Here is a 25,042-nt window from a genome sequence, read left to right on the forward strand (position 1 = left end):
CCCGTGCACGGTCAGGGAGGATCGCTCCACCGCACCGGTTTCGTCGCCGCAACACCCAGTTCGAGCTCAGCTACAACAAACCTGACGTTCAGGAACTTCTGGTTCCTTAATTTTGTGCGATGGTGTAAGAATATAGAGCAGCTCATCCCCACACAAGGATTTTGTACGACATGGCACAAAAAAAGATTACAGAGGGCAAAGGCCGAGGCCGCCCCCGCGCATATGACCCGCAGACAGCGCTGCAACAAGCACTTGGGGTTTTCTGGAGCACTGGATATTCCGGCGCTTCCCTGGACAGCATCGCCATTGCGGCCGGCATGAATCGCCCAAGCCTCTATGCGGCATTCGGTGACAAGCACGCGCTCTACATCAAGGCGCTCGAGCAGTATTGGGAGTCTGCCTCCGCTGCCATGCAGGAGGCGCTTACGGACAAAGACCTGACCTTGGAGCAGGCACTGATGGGCTTCTATGAGGGACAGTTGTCAATCTACTTCTCGGGAGAGGGGCAACCGCGTGGCTGCTTTGCGATCGGCACGGCGACGACCGAAGCCGTCGAGGATTCTGCAATACGAGAGGTTCTTGCGGACCGGCTCAGCCGGCTCGATGCCGATCTGGAAACACGTCTGCGCGCGGCAGTCAGCGCCGGTGAGTTGAAAGACGATGTCGACCCAGCCGCCCTCGCCGTACTCGCGTCATCCCTGTTGCATAGCATTTCGATACGGGCGCGGGCGGGCAAATCCCGCGCGGAATTGACGGAGCTTGCCCGCAATGCGGTCAACGTGATTTGCGGTGTGTGAGGTGTAGGGTGAGTGAAGGACTCGAAGACATTCTCACCGAACGGCTTGCGGTGATTTTTTGCGGCATTAATCCGGGCGTGACTGCCGCCGCCCTGGGCCATCATTTTGCGGGTCGAGGCAATCGCTTCTGGCGCACACTCCATCTAGCCGGTTTTACGCCTACAGAGGTGCACCCGGAAAACGACCGGACGATCTTGCAATATCAATGTGGATTAACCGCAGTGGTTGAACGGCCTACAGCGCGAGCGGATCAGCTGTCCGTGCATGAGTTCACCGCTGCCGCCGCGGATTTTGAACAAAAGATCGCACGCTATGCGCCACGCTTTGTGGCGTTTCTCGGCAAAGCTGCGTACAGCGCGTTGTCCGGTCAACGGGAAATTGCGTGGGGGCTTCAGTCAAAGACTTTTGGTGATGCCTCGGTCTGGGTCCTGCCCAATCCCAGCGGGCGAAATCGCGCATTCACGCAAGCTCAATTGGTGGATGCGTATCGCCAACTCCATTTAGCGGCCCAGCAACCGGGCCAGGTCGGACAAAACACTGTTCGATAACCGTTGCGCCCCACTGCTGGCCCTCCTGCTCCTGTTCCAACTTGAAGCCAAAGTCTTCATACAGTTTGCGAGCCACATCCAGGCCTTTGAACGTCCACAACCGCGTCGCGCAAAAGCCCTGTTCGTCACAGAATTTCATGGCTTCAGCCAGCAAGCGTTTGCCTGCGCCCTTGCCTCGCGCCGAGTCATCCAGAATGAAACAGCGCAGAATCGCTTCGCCGCCCTCGCCTTCACCGTCGATCGCGATGGAACCGACAATTCGCTCGCCATCCAGAGCCACCCAGACTTCGTTGCGTGGATTGTGCAAACGCCCCATCAACTCCGCCATGTCCGATGCAACCAGGCTTTCGAACGGCTGGCCGAAATTCGAATGCCTTGCGTAGTAGTCAGCATGCATTTGCACCATGCGGCCGATGATTCCGGGCCGATAGCCCCGAGCGATATCCAGCTGCGCGGGGGGCTGCGGCGCTGTACCGAGTCGATGGGCTTGCAGGGCGCTGGCATAGTTGGCGATGCCCTCACTCACCGCCTGTTGTTGCTCATTCGTCAGATAAACCAAGGCAGCGTCCACCTGTTGCCTGGCGAACGAATCAATGGCTCGCAGGGTTTTCTTGCCCCGCACCGTGAGTCGCAGCTTCTTGGAGCGCGCATCCTCCTCGTGTGGAATTTCTTCGATCTCACCGGCCTCAATGAGCTTGCGCACCATCCGGCTCACGGTGGATTTTTCCAGGCCGAGAAGCTCCACAAGCTCCCCCGCCGTCAGCGAACCCCGATCCCCAATCTCCACGATCGTGTGAACAAACGAAGGCGAATAGTCCGTCGCCGCCAGCGTGGCTTGCATGAACCCCAACTCGCGCACCATGAGGCGCGACGCTGAACGGACTTGGTTGATCAGGTCTGACTGGGCATGGGTCACGGCAAGCACCTCGAACAAAATGTGCATTTAGTTGTATAGCACAACCAAATACTCGTCAAATCAAGGGTGCTCCGTCAAGGCAAGAAACCAGGCAACTGCCCTACCCGTTCGGCCAGATACTGCATCAATAAACGCGTGCGCAGCGGGCGGTAGCGGCGTTCGGGATAGATCAGAAAAGCGTCGTTCGGTGGGCCGCTCCAGTCGGGCAGCACCCGGACCAACTGCCCGCTTTCAAGCAGGTCGCTGACCAGCCAGGCCGGCGTGATACACAGCCCCGCGCCCTGCAGAAGACCGTCGCGAATGGCCAATGAACTGTTGGTTCGATAGCGCCCCTGAGTCGTGACACTGACCTGCTCACCATGGGGGCCGTTGAGCTCCAGACGGTCGCCCGCGGTCAACCACGCAAAACGCAGGAAGTTGTGTTCGCTCAGGTCTGCCGGGCTTTTCAATGGGGAATGGTTGCGCAGGTACTCCGGTGCAGCCACCAGATAGCGCGGTGAAGTCGCTATGCGTCGGGCGACGGCGTTCGGTGGCAGGCTGCCCCCCAGGCGCAGGGCCAGGTCGACGTTTTCCTCAGTGAGGTCGACGAAACGATCATTGAGGATCAGTTCAACTTCAATAGCCGGGTACTGCTCCATGAACGACAACAGCAACGCATTCAACCGCAACACACCGAGGCTGACCGGAACGTTGACGCGCAGAAAACCTTCGGGGCGTTCGGTCAGACCACGCACATCCGCAACGGCCTCGCCGTACTCTTCCAGCACGCCTTTGGCACGCTCGTAGAAACGCTTTCCCTGTTCGGTAGGCGTCAACCCGGTAGTGCCACGAATCAGCAGGCGGGCTCCCAATTGCTTTTCCAGGGCCGCGACCAGTTTGCTGACGGTGGGCTGAGTGCTGCCTAACTCACGCGCGGCAGATGACAGGCTTCCGAGCTCAATGGCGCGGACAAAACAGTGCATCGCTTTAAGACTGTCCATAGGCATTCGATTCTGGAATGGGCTGTATGCAGTTCCCCCTTCTACCACACGTATTTTGAATAGACCAATCTGGCCTTCTTGATCCATTACCCTCAAGGAGACACCTGAATGAAAGCCCTTCACTCAAGAATACCGTTGCCTCTCGCCTTGACCGCCCTGCTTGCCGCGAGCCCTGTCATGGCGGCGGAAAATTGGGTCACCACCTGGATGGCCAGCCCTCAACCCACCTGGGGCAACGAACTGCCACTGCCCACGCGAATTCCTGAAGCGCTGACCGACAGCACCCTTCACCAGAGAGTGCGCATCAGCAGCGGCGGAAGCCGGGTACGGGTGGTGGTTTCCAACGAATATGGCAAGCAACCGCTGGTCATCGGTGCCGCGCGTATCGCCTTCGTTGAGGGCGTCGATCAGATTCGCGCAGGCTCCGGGCACAGCCTGAAGTTCAACGATCAGGAACAGGTCACCCTCGCCGCGGGTGAAACGCGGATCAGTGATCCGATAGATCTGGCAGTGCCGGCACTCAGTGAGCTTGCGATCGCTCTTTATCTGCCGCAGCACACGCCGTTGACGACCTTCCACTGGGATGGCAAACAAACCGCATTTATCACCCCTGGCAAACATGTCGACGCTCAGCGACTGGAAGGCAGCGAGCAGGTGGAGGCGCGGCTGTTTCTCAGCGACATCCTGGTGGATGCACCGCTCGACACCCGTGCCCTTGTGGTGCTCGGCGACTCGATTACCGATGGCAATGGCTCGACCCTGGACAACAATCGACGCTGGCCGGACTTCCTCGCTCAACGCTTGGCCGCGCAGAGCCTCGCGGTGCTCAACGCCGGGATATCCGGGGCTCGCCTGCTCGAAGATGGCATGGGTGTCAGTGCACTGGCGCGTTTCAAGCGCGATGTGCTGGGCAAGCCCGGAGTAAAAACGGTGATTGTGATGCTCGGCATCAATGACATCAGTTGGCCGGGCTCCTCCTTCGCTCCGAACGAACACCTGCCAGCCAAGGAACAGTTGATCGCGGGCTATCGGCAACTGATCGATCAAGCGCGCCTGAACAACATTCGCATCATTGGAACAACCCTGATGCCGGTCGAAGGCGCCCTGGATGGAACGAGCGTGAAGAACTATCACAGCGCCGAGAAAGAACAACTGCGCCAGGTCATTAATGACTGGATACGGACCAGCCACGCATTCGATGCCGTGATCGACTTTGATTTCATGACCCGCGACCCTGAACACCCAAGTCGCTTACTGCCGACTATCGACTCCGGCGACCACTTGCATCCCGGCGATGCCGGCAACAAGGCGATGGCCGAGGATATCGACCTGAAAACGCTTATGCTGCGCCGGCGACCTCAACCCGGCGGATGATCCGCAAAATATAGTGCCCCTGATATGCCGCTGCCTCAATCAGAGGCCATCGCGAGGTCGCCCCCGGCAGTCACTCCAAACCTGACGCATCAATTCCTTAAGCATCAACGCCTCGGCCCAGCGATCAGTGATGTCGCGTCCGTCGGCCCCGGTGATGGCATAGGGTGGCGGGCCGAGTTCACAGGTGAAGGACAGGCTGGTGGGCGTGTCCGGTCGAGCCAGCCAGTCCTCGATCCCATAGCGCCACCAGCCCAGGAAACGTTCCAGCCAGGGTCGATGCTGGGCGAAACTCAAAGGCACCTGGACCTGTTCGCTGTTGGCGACACGGCCGTGAAACCCCCAACTATTGCGCAGGATGGTCTGGATCTGTTCGTCGTCCTCGGCCGTAGCCGGTTCTGGCAGTTCGCGGCCCACGACATAGTGGGACAAGTCGGCCAACAGTTTGAGATCGGGCATTTGCGCGAGAATGTCGAGGGTGAACAACAGGTCACTAGTGAGGCGATAACGGTGGGTTTCCAGCAGGATCGGAAAGTCCACCTGCTCGGCCAGTCGCTGCCACCCCTCGATCAACTGGATGGCTTGCGCCAGCGTGCGTGGCCGGACGTCAGCTTGCAGCGTGAGATGGTGGCAGCCGTAGCGGGACGCGACGTCGATCGCTGCCGCCAGATCATCCACGGTGCGGGGGAACACCTGACCCTCGATTTGCAGGCCCTGCGCCTTGGCGGCGGCATGCAAGCGTGCGGCATGGTTCGCCACCCAGAAATGGTCGGTGATTCCGTCGAAACCGGCGGCGGCGATTTTCTCCAGTTGCGCTTCCAGCGCAAGCTCGCATTGGCCACGGTGATCTTGCATGGCCCAAAGGGACTGGAAGACCAGGAATTCGCGCATGTCAGTTCCTCAGCAGTTGTTTAAGCGATACCTCGGCGTCGGCCAGAGCCTCTACCGAGAGGGGGTTATGCGAAGCGATCAGTCGTTCGCATAACTTGATGTCCTTGGCGACGCTATTGCCCTGGCCCCAGCCGCAAGCACCTTGCAAACGCTGCTCGGCATCGAGGTAGAACAGCAGGAAACCGCCGCCCGGGGTTGTCCGGCTTACCGTGGGTTCTGTGTTTGCAATCACGCCTACGGTCTGTAATCCCCAGTCGTATTGATCGGACCAGAAACCGGGAACGACCTCGAAAGGCAGCTCGCCGCCCAGCAGATTCAGGGCGGCGTGGCGGCCCTGGGTTTCGGCGTTGCGCCAGGTTTCCTGTCGCTGGAAAGCCCCTTGCGGGTGCAGCCGGAATTCACAGACATCCCCCGCCGCAAAGATGTCCGGCGCGCTGGTGCGCAGTTGCGCATCGACGCGAATGCCTTGGCCGACCTCAAGCCCGGCGGCCATGGCCAATTCGGTGTTGGGTTGCATGCCGATGCCCACCACCACCAGGTCACAGGGCAGCAACTGGCCGTCGACCAGTTGTACGGACTCAACGTGAATCGCGCCCTGCACCGCCTCGATGGCCACGTTCAACCGCACGTCCACGCCCTGGCTGCGATGCAGTTCCAACAGAACGCTGGACAACCGTTCCGGCAACACCCGCCCCGCCAGGCGCGGTCCCGCTTCGAGCAAGGTCACCGTGCAGCCCAAGGCTCGGGCGGTCGCCGCAACTTCGAGGCCGATGAAGCCGCCACCGATGATCACCAGCCGAGTGTTGGGCTGCAACGAAGCGCGCAGGGCCAACGCCTCGTCATGGGTGCGTAGATAAAGCACATTGCGCAGATGCTCGGGCACCGAAGCGAGTCTGCGCGAACGCCCTCCCGTCGCCAGCAACAATCGGGCGTAATGCAGCCAGCTGCCGTCGGCCAATTGCAGACGATGCTGTTGCGGGTCCAGGCCTTTTACCGGGTTGCCGGCCAGGTGTTCGATGTCCAGTTCAGCGAGCCGAGCGCTATCGCACAGGCTGTAACCCGCCAGATCGACCGTGCCTTGCAGCAACCCTTTGGACAGCGGCGGACGTTCATAGGGCGGGTGAAACTCGTCACCTATCAGGATCAGGCGACCGCTATAACCTTCGTCGCGCAGGGTCAGGGCCGCGCGACCACCGGCATGCCCGGCGCCGACGATGACCAGTGGAGCATTGGCAAGACTCATGGCACAGACTCCATGCAGTTAAACCGTGATGGCCAGCAGGACACGCCCCGCCTCGACCCGGACCTCATAGGTCTTGAGGTTGACGCACACCGGTGCGCCAAGGGCTTTGCCGGAGCGGTAGTCGAAACGTCCGTTGTGCTTGGGGCACTCGATGACATGCTCCATCACCAGGCCATCGGCCAGGTGAATGGACTCGTGGGTGCACAGGCCCGCGGTGGCGAAAAACTCGCTGTCGGCGGAGCGGTAGACGGCATAGGTGTGCGGGCCATGGTCGAAACGAATGACGTCTTCTTCGTTGATATCGCCCACGGCACATACATCGATCCATTGATCGGTCATGGCGTTTTCTCTAGTAGTGGTACAGACAGGAAGGTGTCAGGCCGGCGTTACTTCAGGCTCTGCCTGGACGGCGGCGGCCGATGCTGCGCGTTGTGGCAAAGGACGACAGACGAAATGGCTCGGGTCTTTGCGCTGCCTCCAGATAGTCGGGATGATTTCCTTGAAGGCCTCGGACAGGCTGCCGTAAGGCGGCGGGCAGTCGTGGCGGATCTCTTCGTGAAGCTGCGCCAGTGCATGAAAAGGCACCATCGGATACATGTGATGTTCCAGGTGATAGTTCATGTCGAGGTACAGGAAACGCAGCAGTCGGTTCATGTAAATCGTGCGGCAGTTGCTGCGGTGATCGAGTACGTCCTCCGCCAGGCCGACATGCTGCGAAAGGCCGAACAGGTAAGACAACCAACCGCCATAGAGAGTCGGAAGACCGATCAACATTAGCGGCAACCAGCTCTGCAGATACAGCGCAGTGCCCACGGCAAGCCCATAGATGACCAGCCAGACGCGTGCGTCTCGCGCCACTTTGGGCCATTCGGATTCGGGGATGAAGGTCTGCTCTTCTTCACCCATGCGCCCTACCGCATGCCGGCAAACCGACCCCATCGTCTTCAACGCGTAAGGCATTCTGAACAGGCTCAGCACCATCATGATCAGACTCGGTGGACGCGGCTCGACGATTTCCGGATCGCGACCGACGATGATGGTGTCGGTGTGATGCCGCGCATGGCTCCAGCGCCAGACCTGGGGTTCAAACATGAACATGAAGCTCGACAGCTGATAGACCGCATCATTCATCCAGCGGGTCTTGAACGCCGTACCGTGACCCGTTTCGTGCCAACGGGCATTGGACGCGGTGCCATAGAGCAGCCCATAGACGAAGAAGAACGGAACGCAGGCCCAGGAGCCCCAGAACCAGTAGCCACCGAAGCCGGTCACAGCCATCGCCGACAGCCAGATGGCGGTATCACGCAGGGCCGGGCCATCGCGACGCTGCATCAATTCTTTCATGCGTTTACGGGAGATAGGCGATTGGTACCACGTTGCCGATACCAAACCTTTTTGCGCCGCTCGGGCGGCTTCGGGACCGGTCAATCGATAATCCCTTGGCACGGGTTTATCGTTTTTTTCAAAGGCTGCGTTGTGTTCGGGCATTTTATTGTTCTCCGCAAGCTTGATGGTTTTAAGCACTTGCTTTCGATGCGGGATGGCATCGCTGGAGAAAATATAGGGAGCGCGCAAATCCCCCTCAAGCCCTTGAATACATTCCCTATCAAGCTATCATCCAGGCCCAGTACAGCTTGATAGTTTTCTATCAAAGCGCTTTCGGGGCCCTCATGAACAACAATAAACGCCCAACCATCGCCACCGTCGCCGAGCACGCTCGCTTGAGTGTCGCCACCGTGGACCGGGTGCTCAACGCCCGGGCTCCGGTCAGCCCAGCCACCGCCGAGCAGGTGTTCCAGGCCGCCGAAGCGGTCGGTTATTTCGCCGCCCGGCTGATCGGCCAGCGCATTCGCGAACGTCGTCCCAGCTATCGTTTCGGCATCCTGCTGCTCGGTACTGCCCAGGCGTTCTATGCCAACGTTGCCGCCGCCATCACCGAGGCGGCACAGCGTCAGACCGGCGCGAACCTGAGCTGCCAGTTCGAATACGTCTTCGATCGCACACCCGGCGCCATCATTGCCCAGATCGAACAACTGGCGGTGCAGTGCGATGGCCTGGCGGTGGTCAGCTTCGCTCACCCGCTGATCAATGCCGCCATCGCGCAGATCAGAGCCGCAGGCGTGCCGGTGATCGCCCTGCTGTCGGACATCCATGAGGCGGCAGAAGAACCTTACATCGGTCAGGATAATCATGAGGTCGGGCGCACCATGGGTTGGCTGCTGGCTCACACCTGCGGTGCACGCAAGGGCAGCGTCGGCGTATTGCTCGGCGGCCATCGTTTTCTTGGTCATCAGGCTCGGGTCGAGGGGCTGCGCAGTTACCTGGCGGAGCGCGCACCGGGGTTGCGGCTACTCGAAGCGGTGATCAACCTGGACAACTGCGATGTCACCGAAGAGGCGACGCTGGAACTCATCGCCCGCCATGCCGATTTGCGGGGGCTGTGCGTGGTCGGCGGTGGCGGCGACGGCATCATCCGGGCCCTGTCACAGCTGCCGAAACGGCCGTCGCTGTGTTGCATCCTGCAGGAGTCGACCGAGCTGTCGCGACAAGCCCTGGATCAAGGGTTGATCGACTTGGTCATCGACTCCCAGCCGCGATTGCTGGCGGCCGCGCTGGTCGACTTGCTGGTCGAGTTACAGACCACGCCGGACTTCGATCCGCTCCGGCATCGGGTGCATATCCCGTTGCAGATCATTACCTCAGAGAACGCTAGAAGCTGACAGTGAAACACTGAACCTGTGGCGAGGGAGCAAGCTCCCTCGCCACAGGGGTGCTGCCTGTCAGAGGTCGGTGCTCGCACGAAAAGCATCGGCACTCAGCCCGAACCGATTCATCTTGTTGTACAGCCCGCCACGAGAAACGTTCAGTTGCCGGGCGGCCAGGCGGATGTTGCCTCGGGCATCCTTGAGGGCGGCGATGATCGCGTTCATTTCATGGGTGCCAAGGTCCAGCGCAGCCCGGGGTTCGGGCACACTTCCCGGCACCGATGGCCGCAGCCTTTGCTTGATTTCAAGTGGCAGATCACCCGGCTGGATCATCTCGGTCATCGCCAGATTGGTTGCGCGCTCGATGGTGTTTTCAAGCTCCCTAACATTACCCGGCCAGCTGTAGGCCGAAAGAATATCCAGCGCCTCTGGCGAGATGCCCTGCACCGATTTGCGCAATGACCGCGCGCAACGACCGAGAAAATGTCGCGCCAGCAAGGGCACATCTTCCCGGCGCATCCGCAGCGGCGGAACCGTCAGATTCAGGACGTTGAGCCGGTAGTAAAGATCCTCACGGAAAGCGCCATCGGCCACCGCCTGGCTCAGGTTGCGGTGGGTGGCGGCGATGATGCGCACATCCACCTGCTGCGATTTTTTCGCCCCCACGCGCGTCACCTCGCCTTCCTGCAAGACCCGTAGCAGACTGACCTGAGCATCGAAAGACATGTCACCGATTTCGTCGAGGAAGATCGTTCCGCCATCGGCCAACTCAAACTTCCCGGCAGATCCGCCACGGGCCGATCCGGTGAAGGCACCCTCGACATGACCAAACAGTTCGCTTTGCACCAGATCGCGCGGAATGGCTCCGCAATTGACCGCCACGAAAGGACCGTCGCAACGCTCGCTGGCGTTATGGATCGCCTGGGCGAACAGCTCCTTGCCGGTACCGCTCTCACCCAGAATCAGCGTGGTCGATTCACTGCGACTGGCGATCCGTCCCAGGCGCAAGGCGTCTTGTATCGCTCGCGAATTACCTTGAATGGTCTCGAAGGTGTAGCTGGCTTGAGTGCCGATGACCCGGCGCGTAATTTCGCGGATGCGCCGGTTCTCACGCAACGAAACAATCCGCCCACCCTGCTCCAGCGGGCACACCGACACCAGACACGCCAAATGGCTGCGATCATGCAGTTCAAACGTGCAATCCAGATCTCGTAGCCCTTCCCCGCCATGCAGCAGAATCTTATCGGTCAGTTCGCTTTGCCCCAGACGACGGAACGGGCTGCCGAGCAGATCCTGGCCCACGCGGAATAATTGCCGGGCATAACGGTTGAGCGCCTTGATGCAGCCCTGCTCATCCAGTACCACCAGTCCCTCGTTGAGCACTTCAAGCACGGTTTGTTGTTCTTCCAGCAGGCTCTGCAGCGCCATCTGCCGCGAGACCGCTTCGGCCGCGGCCTGGACGGTGCCCAGCGTATGAAAATGAAACCAGCCCGGCTCAGCCGTCAGGGTCAGCATGGCGAGCGTCCTGCCCTGCGCATCCCTGATCGGCGCGGCGGCGCAGTGCATGCGCCGTCGACGCAAGCCGCTGGCAAAGTTTTCCTCGGCCAGCACATACACCAAGCGATCTTCGGCAAGCGCCAGCCCCGTGCAGTTGGTGCCCTGCACCGACTCCAGCAATCGGCTGCCCACCGGTGTGAGGTCCAGGCCACAGAAATACAGGGTCGTGCCTTGAGCATCGGTCAGGTTGATATGGCCCCTGGGGTTGTAGGCCAGCAATCCCCCCATGACCTGCGCCGCCGCTGCAATCAACGTGCGATTGGCCGCCAGCGTCGCGGCCAGAACGGCAGGAGCAACAAATCGATATTCGCCATCCTCAGGATCGAGGCCGGTGCCGACGCTGCGCCGCCAGGAATCCCAAATCACCTGCCTGACCCCGACAGGTCGATCGGTGCGCCCGTTCAGACACGCCAGCCAGGCCTGTTCCAGCGCGGCGATCGAGCCTTCGTTCAACGACGCGGGGCCGAGAGCGGTGATGTAATCGAGGTCTTGCGCGCTGAAGGCTGTTACCTGTGGGTTGACCATCATCGACATCCGCTTCCATGTTCATGTTTTTGACATGTCAGTGTAGACATGTCCTGAGAATGAACACTTCTTTCAAAAAATATTGATTAATACTTTGAATATCAATGACTTAAATACTGGCACAGCGCTTGCTCAAAGGCTTATGCCAGCCGAGGACATTCCTGCGGCCAAGTCATTGAACAACAATAAAAGGGAGTCAATTCATGAGTACGTCCAAGATCATCCGCCTGGGCCTCATCGGCGCCGGTCGCATGGGCAGTTTTCACGGCCAGACGGCCGCCCGGCACATCCCCGGCGCCTGCCTGGCCGCCATCGCCGACCCTACCCCCGGCCAGGCCGCTCGGTTGGCGGCAGAGTTGGGGGTGCAGAAGGTCTATACCGATCCACAGCAACTGCTCGATGACCCGGAAATTGACGGCGTCCTGATCGCCGCCCCCGCCCGCAGCCATGCCGAACTGGTGATCAGTGCGGCCCGGTCCGGCAAAGGTGTGTTTTGTGAAAAACCCATGGCCATTACCCTCGACGAGGCCGACCGCGCCATCGCCGCAGCCGCCGATGCCCGCGTGCCGCTGCAGGTTGGCTTCAATCGTCGTTTTGCCAAAAGCTTCCGCACCGCCCATCTGGACGTGGTCGCCGGCCGTATTGGTACGCCGCAACTGCTGCGCTCACTGACCCGCGATCCGGCGCTGAACAATCCGGCCGCTTCGCCGCAGTGGGTGATTTTTCTCGAAACCCTGATCCATGACTTCGATACCCTGCGCTACCTCAATCCCGGTGCCGAAGCGGTCGAAGTTTATGTCATGGCCGATGCGCTGATTGCACCGGACTACAAGAGCAAAGGGTTTCTGGACACCGCCGTGGTCACGATCCGTTTCGACAACGGCGCCATCGCCACGGCCGAGGCCAATTTCCAGGCCGTTTATGGCTACGATGTTCGAGGGGAAGTGTTCGGCAGTGCCGGCATGCTGAGCATGGGCAGCGTCAGTGACTCAGACCTGGTGCGCTACTTGGCCAATGGCATCCAGGCCGACACCCAACGCATGGACACCGACCTGTTGCGGGATGCCTATGTGGCCGAGCTCAATCACTTTGTCGACTGCCTGCGCACCGGTGAAAAACCACTGGCCAGCGGTGAAGATGCCCGAGCGGCACTGACCATTGCCCGCGCGTGTATCGAGTCCGTCCAACAGGGCAAAGCAGTGCGCGTGCAAGGAGCCCGTTCATGAGTTTCATCCCGTTCAAACTGGCGATCAGTGCCGAGATGGTGTTCCTCGACCTGCCGTTCACCGAACGCGTCAAACGCATTCACGCGTTGGGCTTCAGCGCCGAACTCTGGGACTGGACGAAGAAAGACATTCCGGCCCTGGTCGCCACCGGCGCTGACTTCACCTCCATGACCGGCTACATCTCGGGCAACCTGACCGACCCCGAAGGCATCCAGCACCTGCTCGACAGCGCACGGGAATCGCTGGCCGTCGCCGCACAACTGAATTGCCCGAGCCTCAACCTGCATGGCACTGGCTTGGGCGATAAAGGCTTGCCGGTCAAACCCGTGGCCCACACCACCGGACGCATGTGGTTGAGCGCCTGCAAGACCCTGGAAAAAATCGCTCGCCTGGGCGAAGACGCGGGCCGAGTGTTCTTGCTGGAAAACCTCAATACCGAAGTGGACCACCCCGGCACGCCCTTCGCTCGCGCCGACGATACCCTGGCGCTGATCGAGGCCGTGGGTAGCCCGCATTTGAAGATGAACCTGGACCTTTATCACGCCCAGATCGGCGAAGGAAACCTGATCGAACTGATCCAGCGCGCCGGCAACGCCATCGGCGAAATCCAGGTGGCCGATGTCCCCGGCCGCATGGAGCCCGGCACCGGTGAAATCCATTATCCGGCCATTGCCAAGGCCTTGTTCGGCATGGGATACACCGGGGTCGTCGGGCTCGAGGGCTGGGCCAGCGGCGACAGCGAAGCGGCACTTGAGCGTTTTCGGCAAGCCTTCACGCTTGATTGAAATGTCGCTCTCTTTGTAGCAGCTGCCGAGCCTGCGAGGCTGCGTTCGACGGCGAAGCCGTCGTGAATCCGGCTGACGCGGTGTGCCTGACGCACCGCGACTTCTGGTTTGACGACTGCTGCGCAGCCGAACGCAGCCTCGCTGGGGCTCGACAGCTGCTACAGCGTAACCAGCCCCTACGTTTTGGATCTCTCATAACAACAAAAGGAAAACCATCATGCGTCGCTGCACACTTCTATTTGCCACGCTGTTATTGCTCGTCAGCCAATGGGCCGCCGCCGACTATCGCATCGGCGTCAGCATTGCCAGGGTTGACGACAACTTCATGACCTATGTACGCAGCGGCCTGGAAAACGCTGCCAGGAAGGAGAACGTACAGATCCAGTTCGAGGATGCCCAGGGCGATGTGGTTCGCCAGCTCAATCAGGTTCAGGGTTTTCTTGGCCAGAAGGTGGATGCCGTCATTGTCCTGCCCGTGGACACCGCCGCCACCGCCAACATGACCCGCGCAGCCGTCGAGGCGAAGATTCCGCTGGTCTACGTCAACCGCCACCCGGACGAACGCGTGCTGCCCAAAGGCGTGGTCACGGTGGCGTCCAATGACATCGAGGCCGGGCAACTGCAAATGCGCTACCTGGCCGACAAGCTGGGGGGCAAAGGCAACATCGCGATCATCATGGGCGACCTCGCGCAGAACTCCACGCACGACCGCACCGAAGGGGTCAAACAGGTGCTCAAGGACTACCCCGGGATCAAGATCATCGAACAACAAAGTGCCGAGTGGCAGCGCAACAAAGGCATGGACCTGACCAGCAATTGGCTGCTGGCTGGCACTGGCTTCGATGCCATCGTCGCCAACAACGACGAGATGGCCATCGGCGCGGCCATGGCACTGCAGCAAGCCGGCAAAGCCAAGGGCGAGATTGCGATTGTCGGCATTGATGGCCTGCCCGACGGCCTGGCGGCGATCAAGCGCGGGATGCTGGTCGCCTCCGTCTTTCAAGACCCCAAGGCCCAGGCGATCAGCGCGGTACAAGCGGCCATCAAGATGATCAAGGGCGAGCCGGTCGAAGCGGATGTCTGGGTACCCTTTCAGCTGATCACGCCGGATCAGGTGGCGATGTTTGAGCAGCATTACAAATAGCGTCAAAAGCCGATCGATGGCTGCCCTGCGGGACGGGGCAGCAATCGGGCCGGAAGCCAGGTACGCAGACTCGCAAGAAAGTCCTTACTTAACGAGCCGCTTTTCCTTGGAAGGTCTGTACCCGAAGTACGAGCTATAGCACTTGCTGAAATGGCTTGGCGACACGAAGCCACAGGCCACCAACACGTCGACCTGGGACAGTTCGGTGTGCTGGAGCAGTCGCCGTGCTTCGGTGATCCGCAGTTCCATGTAATACCGCTGCGGCGTTGTACCGAGTTGCTCCTTGAACAAGCGTTCCAGTTGCCGCCGGGAACGACCGGCATAGGCCGCCAGTTGCTCCAGCTCCAGAGGCTCTTCGAGGTTGGCGTCCATCAGCTTGACCACCTCGCGCAAGGGCGCGCTCACACAGATATTTTCGGCCGGTTTGATGCGCCGATAGCGAGACTCCTCGAACGCCAGAATGTCCTCGATCCCCTCGACGAGGGCTTTATCGTGCAGGCCCTTGATCCAGTCCAGCGCCATATGAAATGCCCCCGAGGGGCTGGACGCGGTGAGGCGGTCGCGATCAATGACGTAGGGTTCACTGGTGACTTGCGTCGCCTTGGAGATTTCCGCGAGTGCGGGGCGATGTTCGGGGTGAATGGCGCAACGATACCCATCGAGCAAACCTGCGCTGCCCAGAAACCATGCGCCATTCCACAACCCGGCCAGACAGACACCCTGGTTCGCCGCCATTCGCAACAGGCTGATGAACTCATCATCAGCCTTGAGCTCTGTCCTGTAGCCGCCACAAATCACCAGCAGATCCAGGTCGTGAACGGCTGAAGCATCCAGACGTGCATCCGGCCGAATGACCAGGCCCAGATCGCTGATGACCTCGCCGTCGTTCAAGCCGAACGTCCGCGAAGAGAACAGCCTGGGTCGTAGAAGATTCGCGGTGACAATGGTGTCCAGTGCCTGGGTGAACGCGGGCAGCGAAAAATGCTCGAGCAACACAAAGCCTGCCCGGGTCATACGAGCAGGCTCATCAGGGTTTTCATTCAGATAGCGGAGATTTTTCCCCTTCATGCCTCCGCTGAATTGACGTCGTTCGATCAATGTTCGACCCACTCGGTTACTGCGTAGATAAAGCCTAATGCTAACTGTAGAAGCGCAAAAAGCCCTAGTACCATTATGCGACCGATCAAGCCAGTTGAAAGCCCTGACGAAGCGGGTCTTTGTCAGGCGCTGGACGTTAGGCAGCGTGGAGAGGCGTTCATCATAAAGCTGCTGGAACGCCGGCAGATCCCGGGTGATGGTTGAGTAGAGCAAAACATTCCGGAGTGGAAAGCGGCTAACAAGGACTTTGACATACTCGGGGTCAAAAGCAGTCACTATTGGCTCTGTTAAAGTACCTCTCTGAACACAACTCACGGACGGCTTCATGGAGCGATTCCATCCTCGTGGCATTGATGCAGACGGTTATATCCTCACCGTGCCCAACGTCGAGGTGCAGCCACAATTTCAGGATTTACTGGTGGACGTTTGCATGACGCTCGCTCGCTCGGAACCTCTGCTGGACGGGGTTTATCTTTATGGCAGCGTCGCTAGGGGCGATGCTGTCCCGGAGGTTTCTGACCTGGACCTAACCCTTGTTCTGCACAGCCCTCCTACGTCGCAGAGTCTCGAAATGCTGGAGTCGAAAAGGCGCATGCTGGAAAGTCGGCATACCGAAGTCATCAAGATCGATTTCGACATCGGTAGTCGCTCTGAAGTGTTGGCGGCTGACAATCGATTGAGCTGGGGGTATTGGCTCAAGCATCACTGTCGTTGCTTATGGGGGAATGATCTGACCAAACGCTTCGACCGGTTCAAGCCGTCGCGTGATATCGCCATTGCCGTGAATGGTGACTTTGAATCCGTACTGACCCGATATGCCGATCTTATTGATCAGGCGACCACACCGACGCAATCGCTACGCTTGCAACGCGAAGCTTCGCGCAAACTCATCCGGTCAACTCAAGTACTTCGCTCTGAACAGGACCTGATGTGGCCGCAAACACTGGAAGAGCATGTCGAGCTGTTTGTTCAGCATTACCCGTGTATGAGAATGCAGATATCTTTTTTCTTGTCCCAGGCCAGGAACCCGTACGCTAAGCCAAAAGAGTTTACGACTCAGCTCCATAATTTTTTGACCTGGATGACTTCAAAAACCGGTTAGGTCCGCTTTGGACTGTGGATTCAACAGGTAGAAGGAGTGTTGTATCGACCAGTTGAATCCAGCCCTTCGCACCACACAACAATCGACCAATTGCACCCCGCATCGTTATCTTGCGCCCTGCTGGTATTCACGGGGCGTACATCCAAACTCGCGACGGAACACCGTGTGTAGATATTGAGCGGATTTGAAACCGCAATTACGGGCAACGTCCGCAATCGCTGTGTCAGTATTTTCCAGGCCGCTGGTGGCGGCCGCCAGTTTGAAGCGCAGAATCTCGTCGTGCACGCTGCAGCCTCGCACAGTGCGAAAGTGCGACTCCAGCGATGAGCGCGACACGCCAACATAAGCCGCCACTTGCGCCGTCTTGATGCCCTGGCAGGCATACTGGCGGATAAACAGCAGCGCTTGCATGACGTAGGGGTTGCCCAAAGGTTGGTGCAAACTCGACACCTGCACGTTGATTGCATCAGGCGGGATCAGGATGTGCGTGCCCGTGGACGGCTTGCCGTGCAGCATCTGGTGCAGCAGTTGCGCGGCGGTGCGGCCCATGGTTTCGGTGCCCTGGATGACCGAGCTCAGGGGGACCCGGGTCAGGCAGCGTGTCAGGGGGTCGTTGTCGATGCCGATCAACGCCACCTGCTCCGGTACGGCGATTCCGGCGGTCAGGCAGGCTTGCAGCAACTGCCGGGCGCGGGCGTCACTGACGGCGATGATGCCAATGGGCTTGGGCAGGCTCTGGAGCCAGGCGATCAGTTGTTCGACGGCGCTGTCCCAGAGCGGTGCGCTGGTACCCATGCCGCGATAGACCTCGGCGTGCAAGCCGTCACGTTGCATCAGTCGTCGAAAGGATTTTTCCCGCTCCTGAGCCCAACGATTTGCCTGCGCTTCAGGCAGGCTGAAGCAGGCAAAACGCTGCAGCCCTGCCTCGATCAAGTGCGCGTAAGCCAGTGTGATCAGTGCGTTATTGTCGGTAGCGACGTACGGGATCCCTTTGGGATAGGCCCGTTCATCCTGATAAGAACCACCCACCGCCACCACGGGCAACTTGATATCGGCCAGCGCCTCGCCAATCAGCGGATCGTCGAAGTCGGCAATGATTCCATCACCTTGCCAGCGCTCGATCCCTTTCAACCGACAGAGAAAGTCCTCTTCCAGGAACAGGTCCCAGGACGCGCGGGTGCTGCTCAGGTAGTTGCCGATGCCGCTGATGATGCCGCGGTCATAGATCTTGCTCCCGTTGAACAACAGTGCGATGCGGTGAACAGGCGGTACGGTTTTCATTGTTTTCAGGCTTGTTCCGAGCCCCTTGTCACGGAGGCGGTTTGCACAGACTAGGCGTGCAGACGGCGAATCTCAATACGCAAAATCGCACCCGCTGTTGGTGATTTTCATAATCAGCAGGCATGGGGCCGTTGTTAGTATCGAGACACGCCCAAGAACAACAAGGACATTGCCAATGCCGTACTTCCCCGATGTCGACCGGATCCGCTACGAAGGCCCTGCCAGTGATTCTCCCCTCGCCTTCCGTCACTACGACGCCGACAAAATCATCCTCGGTAAACCCATGCGCGAACACCTGCGCATGGCCGCCTGTTATTGGCACACCTTCGTCTGGCCGGGTTCGGATGTGTTCGGTGCAGGTACTTTCAAGCGCCCGTGGCAACACGCCGGCGACCCGATGGAGCTGGCCATTGGCAAGGCGGCAGCCGCGTTCGAGTTCTTCTCCAAATTGGGTATCGACTATTACTGCTTCCACGACACGGATGTCGCCCCGGAAGGCAATTCACTGAAGGAGTACCGCAACCACTTCGCGCAAATGATTGATCATCTGGAGCGACACCAGGAAGAAACCGGGATCAAGCTGCTGTGGGGAACTGCCAACTGCTTCAGCAACCCGCGCTTTGCCGCAGGCGCCGCCAGCAACCCTGACCCCGAAGTGTTCGCCTGCGCTGCTGCCCAGGTATTCAGCGCCATGAACGCGACCCAACGCCTGAAAGGGTCCAACTACGTGTTGTGGGGCGGTCGCGAAGGCTACGAAACCCTGCTCAACACCGACTTGAAACGTGAACGCGAACAACTGGGCCGCTTTATGCGCATGGTGGTCGAGCACAAGCACAAGATCGGTTTCAAAGGCGACCTGCTGATCGAACCCAAGCCGCAGGAGCCGACCAAGCACCAATACGATTACGACAGCGCCACCGTGTTTGGCTTTCTCCAGCAGTTCGGCCTGGAAAAGGAAATCAAGGTCAACATCGAGGCCAACCACGCGACCCTGGCCGGTCATAGCTTTCATCACGAGGTTGCGACGGCCGTCTCGCTGGGGATTTTCGGCAGCATCGACGCCAACCGCGGTGATCCGCAAAACGGCTGGGACACCGATCAATTCCCCAACAGCGTCGAAGAAATGACCTTAGTCACCTATGAAATTCTCAAGGCCGGCGGGTTCAAGAATGGCGGGTTCAACTTCGACTCCAAGGTCCGCCGCCAGAGCCTCGATGAGATCGATCTGTTCCATGGTCACGTCGGCGCAATGGACGTCTTAGCCCTGTCCTTGGAGCAGGCAGCCGCCATGGTGCAGAACGACCAGCTTCAGCAGCTCAAGGATCAACGCTACGCCGGCTGGCAGCAGTCGTTCGGGCAGGCGGTGCTGGCGGGTGAGTTCAACCTCCAGTCGTTAGCCGAACACGCATTCGCCAACGAGCTGAATCCGCAGGCCGTCAGCGGCAGGCAGGAGATGCTCGAAAACCTCGTCAACCGGTTTATCTATCGCTGATCGCCAACGGGGTCTGCGGGCGCAACAACGCTGTGACATTCGCACGACAAATCTGTGTCCTCTGCGTCTGCAGATTCTCTACAGTTCTACCAGCCCGATACTCATCGTCAGGCCGTGTCTTTCAAACAAAAATAAAAGGACGCACCACCATGAAGAACGTAAAACGCGCGCTATTTGCCAGCGCCCTGGCTCTGCTGTCGCTGCCGGTGATGGCCGATGCTGCCCACCCGAAAATCGGTTTCTCCATTGATGATCTGCGGCTGGAACGCTGGTCACGTGACCGCGATTACTTCGTTGCGGCGGCGGAGAAAATGGACGCCAAGGTCTTCGTACAGTCGGCCGATGCCAACGAGCAAAAGCAGATTTCGCAAATCGAAAACCTCATTTCCCGTGGCGTCGATGTCATCGTCATCGTGCCGTTCAACGCCACGGTCCTGACCAATGCAGTGGCCGAAGCGAAGAAAGCCGGAATCAAGGTCGTGTCCTATGACCGCCTGATACTCAACGCGGATATCGACGCCTACATTTCCTTCGATAACGAAAAGGTCGGCGAGATGCAGGCCAGCGGCGTGCTGCACGCAGCGCCCAAGGGCAATTACTTTCTGCTCGGCGGTGCGCCCACCGACAACAACGCAAAAGTCCTGCGCGAAGGTCAGATGAAAGTGCTGCAACCGGCCATCGACAAAGGTGATATCAAGATCGTCGGCCAACAATGGGTGAAGGAATGGAACCCTACCGAAGCGCTGAGCATTGTTGAAAACGCCTTGACCCGCAACGCCAACAAAATCGACGGCATCGTCGCCTCCAACGACGCCACGGCAGGCGGCGCCATCCAGGCCCTGGCCGCTCAGCAACTGGCCGGCAAGGTGCCAATTTCGGGGCAGGACGCGGACCTCGCAGCGGTCAAGCGAGTGATCGCCGGCACTCAAACCATGACCGTGTACAAGCCGCTGAAACTCATCGCCTCCGAAGCCGCCAAGCTCTCGGTGCAACTGGCGCGTAACGAGAAACCCGCCTACAGCTCGCAGTACGACAACGGCAGCAAAAAAGTCGACACCATCCTGCTCACTCCGACGCCGTTGACCAAGGACAACATCGACCTGCTGGAACAGGACGGGTTCTACACCAAGGCGCAGATTGCCGGAAAGTGATCATCACCCCGTAATGCCCCCCTGCAGGAGCTCGCTCCTGCGGGACCAGCCTCGTACCTGCCGCTTATGAGTCTCTGCCATGTCCGACTATCTGCTGCAAATGAACGGTATCGTCAAAACCTTCGGCGGTGTCAAAGCGCTCAATGGCATCGATATCAAGGTCAAGCCGGGTGAGTGCGTCGGGCTGTGCGGCGAGAATGGCGCCGGCAAGTCCACGCTGATGAAGATCCTTTCCGCGGTGTACCCCCATGGCACCTGGGACGGTGAGATCCTCTGGGACGGTCAACCGCTCAAGGCGCAATCGATCAGCGAAACGGAAGCCGCCGGTATCGTCATCATTCACCAGGAACTGACGCTGGTTCCCGACCTGTCGGTGGCCGAGAACATTTTCATGGGCCATGAACTGACGCTGCCTGGTGGGCGGATGAATTACCCGGCGATGATCCACCGCGCCGAAGCCCTGATGCGTGAACTGAAAGTGCCGGACATGAACGTATCGCTGCCGGTTTCGCAGTACGGCGGCGGCTATCAGCAACTGGTGGAAATCGCCAAGGCGCTGAACAAGCGCGCGCGCCTGCTAATCCTCGACGAGCCTTCATCGGCCCTGACCCGTTCGGAAATCGAAGTGTTGCTGGACATCATCCGCGACCTCAAGGCCAAGGGTGTTGCCTGTGTCTACATCTCCCACAAGCTCGATGAAGTGGCCGCCGTGTGCGACACCATTTCGGTGATCCGGGACGGCAAACACATCGCCACGACCGCCATGGCGGACATGGATATTCCACAGATCATCACTCAGATGGTCGGACGGGAAATGAGCAACCTCTACCCCACCGAGCCACACGACATTGGCGAGGTGATTTTCGAAGCCCGCCACATCACCTGCTACGACGTCGACAACCCCGGGCGCAAACGGGTCGACGATATTTCGTTCAGCCTCAAACGCGGGGAAATCCTCGGCATCGCCGGGCTGGTCGGTGCAGGCCGCACCGAGCTGGTGACCGCGCTGTTCGGCGCCTACCCCGGTCGCCACGAAGGTGAAGTCTGGCTGAACGGCCAACTCATCGACACCCGCACGCCGCTCAAGTCAATCCGTGCCGGCCTGTGCCTGGTGCCCGAGGACCGCAAGCGCCAGGGCATCATTCCAGACTTGGGAGTCGGCCAGAACATCACCCTGGCCGTGCTGGACAGTTACTCGAGACTGACCCGCATCGATGCCGAAGCCGAACTGGGCTGCATCGATCGGGAAATTTCGCGCCTGCACCTCAAGACCGCGAGCCCGTTCCTGCCGATCACCAGTCTGTCCGGCGGCAATCAACAAAAAGCCGTATTGGCGAAGATGCTGCTGACCAAACCCCGGGTGCTGATTCTCGATGAGCCCACCCGGGGGGTGGATGTCGGCGCCAAGTACGAGATCTACAAGCTGATGGGGGCGCTGGCGGCCGAAGGCGTGTCGATCATCATGGTGTCTTCGGAGCTGGCCGAAGTGCTCGGCGTTTCCGACCGCGTACTGGTGATCGGCGAAGGCCGGTTGCAGGGCGACTTCATCAACCATGAACTCACTCAGGAACAGGTGCTCGCCGCCGCACTCAGCCAGCCTGACAGCCATAACAATAAAGATCGGAAATCCGCGTAAATGAATCAGGTCAAACAACTCTTCACCCGCTACAAGATGCTCGCGCTGGTGTTTGCCGTGGCGTTTATCTGGCTGTTCTTCAGCTGGCAGACCGAGGGCGGATTCCTGACACCGCGCAACCTCTCCAATCTGCTGCGCCAGATGTCCATTACCGGGATTCTCGCCTGCGGCATGGTGCTGGTCATCATCAGCGGCGAGATCGATTTGTCGGTCGGCTCATTGCTGGGCCTGCTCGGTGGCGTCGCGGCCATTCTCGACGTTATTTACCACATACCGCTGCTGGCGAACCTGAGCCTTGTCGTCCTGTGCGGACTGCTGATCGGCCTCGCCAACGGCTACATGGCCGCCTACCTGCGCATTCCGTCTTTCATCGTGGGGCTGGGGGGCATGCTGGCTTTCCGGGGCATTTTGCTGGGGATTACCGGCGGCACGACCATCGCCCCGGTGTCGCCGGAGCTCGTCTACATTGGCCAGGGTTATTTGCCACACACGATCGGCACGGGCCTGGGCGTTCTGCTGTTCGCACTGACGTTGTTCCTGACCTGGAAACAACGGCGCAATCGCGCCCTTCACGGCCTGGCGGCACATTCACTGGTGCGTGATGTAGCACGCGTGCTGTTGATCGGCGCGGTACTGGCCGGCTTCGTCCAGACCCTCAACAGCTATGACGGCATTCCCGTGCCGGTCCTGCTTCTGCTGATCCTGCTGGGCGGGTTCAGCTACGTGACCAGTCAGACCGTCTTCGGCCGACGCGTCTATTCCGTGGGCAGCAACATGGAAGCGACGCGCCTGTCCGGTATCAATGTGCAGGCCGTGAAGCTCTGGATTTTCGGGATCATGGGCGTGATGTGCGCCCTCGCCGGCGTGGTCAACACCGCGCGCCTGGCCGCCGGTTCGCCCTCGGCCGGTAGCATGGGCGAACTCGACGCCATCGCCGCCTGCTTCATCGGCGGCACCTCCATGCGCGGCGGCTCCGGCACTGTCTACGGCGCCCTCCTCGGCGCGCTGGTCATCACCAGCCTGGACAACGGCATGTCCATGCTCGACGTCGACAGTTATTGGCAGATGATCGTCAAGGGCAGCATTCTGGTGTTGGCCGTGTGGGTAGATGTGAGCACCCGGACCGGACGACGCTGATCCGCTGCGGATGATGCCATAGGCGTTTGGGCTATTTGTCCGACATCCATGGGATCTGACCGGCAGCATTGGGTCGGTGCTGCTCTTCGTGACAGGCAGAAATTGGCCAAAATCAGTCGATGGACAGACTAGTGGCAAACAGGGGGGGCGCTGCTACCCTCTTTACCATAGTCGCGCTTGCCGTCGCCCCAGTCGCGTTTCCCCTCGATAGGTCTCGCACTTACCGCGACAAGAGACGCGACATGGCATGTCACCTAATGAGAGAGTCTCAGGATAGCGCCATGAAAGTTCTATGCCCTGGCTGTGGTTATATCGCAGACAAACTTCCGCCAACCCATAAGTGCCCTAAATGCGACGAATTCTCCATCGACTGGCTGATTTATGACTGGGAAAGCTTTGCTTTAATCAATCGCCAACACATTAAATACAACCTTATAATCATTGGCATAGTTCTAATAAATTTACTTGCAGCGGTCACCTTGAAATCAACAGATGCATTTCAATGGCTGTTCAACTTGTTATTTATCCCAGCAATGATCAGCTTGCTTTATTGTCGAAGGCAGCTTGGAAGAAAGTCGGAGTATAAAGGACATAAAGGCGGGGCTATGCTCCCCTGGTTTATCGGTTTCGGGGGACTCTAAAGCGGCTAAAAAATCATATATGGGCTCTCCCCACAAGTGATGAGTAATGCATTTCCAATCCTGTCGTCAGGCGCCTTTTTCATTAGCCGTATCGGGCACTGTCCGATACTGAAAACCGGTAAGAAAATACTTGTCCTGCTGCGCCCAAAACCATCCTCAGACATAACCCCACCTCATATATGCCGCTCGGTTCTGCCCTGTAGCGTAGATCAGGAATATGCGATCGCCTGCACTGCTAAAATCCACGTACCTATCCCAACCCTGGAGAACCAAGATGATCAGCAAGAACACGATTTGTCTCTGGTACGACGGCACTGCGCTGGACGCTGCGACGTTCTACGCCGAGACGTTTCCGGACAGCGCGGTGGGTGCTGTCCTTCGTGCGCCTGGCGACTACCCGGCGGGTAAACAGGGCGATGTCTTGACGGTGGAGTTCACGGTGATGGGCATCCCTTGTCTCGGACTGAACGGTGGGCCGGGGGTCAAGCACAACGAGGCTTTCTCGTTCCAGGTGGCGACCGACGACCAGGCCGAAACCGACCGCTTGTGGAACGCGATTGTCGGCAACGGTGGTCAGGAAAATGTATGCGGCTGGTGCCAGGACAAGTGGGGGCTGTCGTGGCAGATCACGCCACGCGTCCTCAGCGCCGCGATAGCCAATCCTGATCGAGCGGCGGCCAAGCGCGCGTTCGACGCCATGATGGGGATGGGCAAGATCGACATCGCTGCGATCGAAGCGGCTCTGGAGCGTTAACCAGCGTTGGGCGTTTGGATATGTCGATTCTGGTTGCTCCAGACGCCTCTCCGCGCTCAGTG

General features: G+C 59.4%; 23 protein-coding genes. 14 read left to right on the forward strand and 9 right to left on the reverse strand.

Annotated features, from left to right (window positions below; translation table 11 throughout):
• Positions 1-170: 170 nt before the first annotated feature.
• Positions 171-797 (forward strand): TetR/AcrR family transcriptional regulator, encoded by a 627-nt coding sequence (locus AC1RL4_RS18955; RefSeq protein ID WP_230174987.1) that lies wholly within the window; start codon positions 171-173, stop codon positions 795-797.
• Positions 798-805: 8 nt separating this feature from the next.
• Positions 806-1,345, forward strand: a complete 540-nt coding sequence (gene mug, locus AC1RL4_RS18960) for a G/U mismatch-specific DNA glycosylase (protein WP_096479986.1) — start codon at positions 806-808, stop codon at positions 1,343-1,345.
• Here mug and AC1RL4_RS18965 read toward each other — a convergent pair.
• Entirely contained in the window at positions 1,257-2,288 is a 1,032-nt protein-coding gene (locus AC1RL4_RS18965) for a bifunctional helix-turn-helix transcriptional regulator/GNAT family N-acetyltransferase (RefSeq protein ID WP_019580236.1), read from the reverse strand. The genes mug and AC1RL4_RS18965 overlap by 89 nt on opposite strands.
• A 47-nt stretch (positions 2,289-2,335) precedes the next feature.
• Complete coding sequence (locus tag AC1RL4_RS18970) at positions 2,336-3,241, reverse strand: LysR family transcriptional regulator (RefSeq protein ID WP_204124022.1); 906 nt, start codon at positions 3,239-3,241, stop codon at positions 2,336-2,338.
• A gap of 108 nt (positions 3,242-3,349) precedes the next feature.
• On the opposite strand from AC1RL4_RS18970, the gene AC1RL4_RS18975 reads away from it, so the two are divergent.
• Positions 3,350-4,615: an SGNH/GDSL hydrolase family protein gene (locus tag AC1RL4_RS18975; protein WP_230175014.1), complete on the forward strand. Its 1,266-nt coding sequence runs from the start codon at positions 3,350-3,352 to the stop codon at positions 4,613-4,615.
• Positions 4,616-4,654: 39 nt separating this feature from the next.
• On the opposite strand, the gene AC1RL4_RS18980 is transcribed toward AC1RL4_RS18975, so the two are convergent.
• From AC1RL4_RS18980 to AC1RL4_RS18995, 4 genes are read right to left on the reverse strand one after another with little or no spacing between them, the layout of a single operon-like run.
• The gene (locus tag AC1RL4_RS18980; RefSeq protein WP_230175015.1) at positions 4,655-5,503 is read right to left on the reverse strand and encodes a sugar phosphate isomerase/epimerase family protein; all 849 of its coding nucleotides are present in this window, start codon (positions 5,501-5,503) and stop codon (positions 4,655-4,657) included.
• Between the two features lies 1 nt (position 5,504).
• Complete coding sequence (locus tag AC1RL4_RS18985; protein ID WP_230175017.1) at positions 5,505-6,746, reverse strand: NAD(P)/FAD-dependent oxidoreductase; 1,242 nt, start codon at positions 6,744-6,746, stop codon at positions 5,505-5,507.
• Between the two features lie 18 nt (positions 6,747-6,764).
• Positions 6,765-7,085 carry a MocE family 2Fe-2S type ferredoxin gene (locus AC1RL4_RS18990; RefSeq protein WP_019648621.1) on the reverse strand — a complete coding sequence of 107 codons (321 nt, stop codon included), beginning with the start codon at positions 7,083-7,085 and terminating at the stop codon, positions 6,765-6,767.
• A 36-nt stretch (positions 7,086-7,121) separates the two neighbouring features.
• Positions 7,122-8,234, reverse strand: coding sequence for a fatty acid desaturase family protein (locus AC1RL4_RS18995; protein ID WP_230175019.1), 1,113 nt, complete (start codon positions 8,232-8,234; stop codon positions 7,122-7,124).
• 182 nt (positions 8,235-8,416) lie between these two features.
• Between AC1RL4_RS18995 and AC1RL4_RS19000 the strand changes: the two genes are divergently transcribed.
• On the forward strand, positions 8,417-9,466 hold the full coding sequence (locus AC1RL4_RS19000; RefSeq protein ID WP_230175020.1) for a substrate-binding domain-containing protein: 1,050 nt from the start codon (positions 8,417-8,419) through the stop codon (positions 9,464-9,466).
• A gap of 60 nt (positions 9,467-9,526) precedes the next feature.
• Here the strand turns inward: AC1RL4_RS19000 and AC1RL4_RS19005 are convergent, their stop codons facing one another.
• Positions 9,527-11,542 (reverse strand): sigma-54 interaction domain-containing protein, encoded by a 2,016-nt coding sequence (locus AC1RL4_RS19005; protein ID WP_230175022.1) that lies wholly within the window; start codon positions 11,540-11,542, stop codon positions 9,527-9,529.
• 194 nt (positions 11,543-11,736) lie between these two features.
• Between AC1RL4_RS19005 and AC1RL4_RS19010 the strand changes: the two genes are divergently transcribed.
• The 3 genes from AC1RL4_RS19010 to AC1RL4_RS19020 all read left to right on the forward strand — a co-directional run bounded on the left by AC1RL4_RS19010 (position 11,737) and on the right by AC1RL4_RS19020 (position 14,688).
• A complete protein-coding gene (locus AC1RL4_RS19010; protein WP_204124026.1) occupies positions 11,737-12,759 on the forward strand; it encodes a Gfo/Idh/MocA family oxidoreductase in 1,023 nt (340 codons plus the stop codon).
• On the forward strand, positions 12,756-13,544 hold the full coding sequence (locus tag AC1RL4_RS19015) for a TIM barrel protein (RefSeq protein ID WP_019580226.1): 789 nt from the start codon (positions 12,756-12,758) through the stop codon (positions 13,542-13,544). Before AC1RL4_RS19010 ends, AC1RL4_RS19015 begins: the two co-directional genes overlap by 4 nt.
• 217 nt (positions 13,545-13,761) lie before the next feature.
• A complete protein-coding gene (locus AC1RL4_RS19020) occupies positions 13,762-14,688 on the forward strand; it encodes a sugar ABC transporter substrate-binding protein (RefSeq protein WP_019580225.1) in 927 nt (308 codons plus the stop codon).
• An 84-nt stretch (positions 14,689-14,772) separates the two neighbouring features.
• Here the strand turns inward: AC1RL4_RS19020 and AC1RL4_RS19025 are convergent, their stop codons facing one another.
• Entirely contained in the window at positions 14,773-15,756 is a 984-nt protein-coding gene (locus AC1RL4_RS19025) for a GlxA family transcriptional regulator (protein WP_230175093.1), read from the reverse strand.
• A gap of 355 nt (positions 15,757-16,111) precedes the next feature.
• Here AC1RL4_RS19025 and AC1RL4_RS19030 point away from each other — a divergent pair, with 355 nt between their 5' ends.
• Positions 16,112-16,888 carry a nucleotidyltransferase domain-containing protein gene (locus AC1RL4_RS19030; RefSeq protein WP_028941372.1) on the forward strand — a complete coding sequence of 259 codons (777 nt, stop codon included), beginning with the start codon at positions 16,112-16,114 and terminating at the stop codon, positions 16,886-16,888.
• A gap of 105 nt (positions 16,889-16,993) precedes the next feature.
• Here the strand turns inward: AC1RL4_RS19030 and AC1RL4_RS19035 are convergent, their stop codons facing one another.
• Positions 16,994-18,169 (reverse strand): XylR family transcriptional regulator, encoded by a 1,176-nt coding sequence (locus AC1RL4_RS19035; RefSeq protein ID WP_028941371.1) that lies wholly within the window; start codon positions 18,167-18,169, stop codon positions 16,994-16,996.
• Between the two features lie 175 nt (positions 18,170-18,344).
• Between AC1RL4_RS19035 and xylA the strand changes: the two genes are divergently transcribed.
• From xylA to AC1RL4_RS19065, 6 genes are all read left to right on the forward strand, one after another.
• Positions 18,345-19,661 (forward strand): xylose isomerase, encoded by a 1,317-nt coding sequence (xylA, locus tag AC1RL4_RS19040; RefSeq protein ID WP_493119921.1) that lies wholly within the window; start codon positions 18,345-18,347, stop codon positions 19,659-19,661.
• Between the two features lie 149 nt (positions 19,662-19,810).
• On the forward strand, positions 19,811-20,812 hold the full coding sequence (gene xylF / locus AC1RL4_RS19045; RefSeq protein ID WP_019648608.1) for a D-xylose ABC transporter substrate-binding protein: 1,002 nt from the start codon (positions 19,811-19,813) through the stop codon (positions 20,810-20,812).
• 79 nt (positions 20,813-20,891) lie between these two features.
• Positions 20,892-22,448, forward strand: a complete 1,557-nt coding sequence (xylG, locus tag AC1RL4_RS19050) for a D-xylose ABC transporter ATP-binding protein (protein ID WP_230175026.1) — start codon at positions 20,892-20,894, stop codon at positions 22,446-22,448.
• Positions 22,449-23,585, forward strand: a complete 1,137-nt coding sequence (locus AC1RL4_RS19055) for a sugar ABC transporter permease (RefSeq protein ID WP_018930052.1) — start codon at positions 22,449-22,451, stop codon at positions 23,583-23,585. It abuts the gene before it with no gap.
• Positions 23,586-23,866: 281 nt separating this feature from the next.
• Complete coding sequence (locus AC1RL4_RS19060; protein ID WP_230175030.1) at positions 23,867-24,226, forward strand: hypothetical protein; 360 nt, start codon at positions 23,867-23,869, stop codon at positions 24,224-24,226.
• Between the two features lie 274 nt (positions 24,227-24,500).
• Positions 24,501-24,980, forward strand: coding sequence for a VOC family protein (locus tag AC1RL4_RS19065; RefSeq protein WP_230175032.1), 480 nt, complete (start codon positions 24,501-24,503; stop codon positions 24,978-24,980).
• Positions 24,981-25,042: the final 62 nt, after the last annotated feature.

The sequence above is a fragment of the Pseudomonas sp. GW822-FHT07A10 genome, assembly GCF_058798795.1.